This window comes from Vibrio sp. 1978, from assembly GCF_033344345.1.
This window is the reverse complement of record NZ_JAWPOP010000813.1, coordinates 1-568: the sequence shown is the minus strand read 5'-3', so window position 1 is coordinate 568 and position 568 is coordinate 1. Positions and strand designations below refer to the sequence as shown.

1 protein-coding gene and 1 pseudogene are annotated in these 568 nt (G+C 46.7%); both read left to right on the top strand.

The annotated features are described in order from the left end of the window. Window positions 1-114 (top strand): annotated as a pseudogene (locus R8N49_RS29265) (histidine kinase); the annotation flags it as partial. After that, window positions 114-568 (top strand): PstS family phosphate ABC transporter substrate-binding protein (locus R8N49_RS29260; protein ID WP_318190713.1); only part of this gene is annotated, 455 nt, incomplete at its 3' end. The pseudogene R8N49_RS29265 and the gene R8N49_RS29260, both read left to right, overlap by 1 nt.

Sequence of the window (568 nt, the reverse complement as noted above, 5' to 3'; positions counted from 1 at the left end):
GCAATTGTGAAGCATGCGCTGAGCCATCATGACTCACACCTGGAAATTCAAAGTGAAGTCGGTGTAGGCAGTAAGTTCTCGTTCGTACTTCCAAGTCGTTTAGTGGTGAAATAATGGGACGTCGAGTCAGTAAAGCCATCGCTTGTATCGCGCTTATTTGTTCGAGTATGGCGGTTGCTCAAGATAAGCCATTACCGAACTACCATAAAACCACTGGCATTGTTGGTAATTTGCTTTCGGTAGGCTCAGACACTTTGGCAGGGATGACCACACTTTGGGTGGAAGAGTTTAAATCCATTTACCCAAACATCAACGCGCAAGTTCAAGCTTCAGGCTCGTCAACGGCGCCACCTGCTTTAACAGAGCAAACGGCGCAGTTTGGCCCAATGAGCCGCCCGATGCGTTTGAAAGAAATCGAAGCGTTTGAGCGACAGCATGGTTACAAACCTACAGCATTGCGCGTTGCTATTGATGCTATTGGTATTTTTGTGCATCAAGACAATCCCATTCAAGGTTTGAACTTTAATCAATTGGACGCGATGTTTTCCGCTACGTTGCGTTGTGGAGA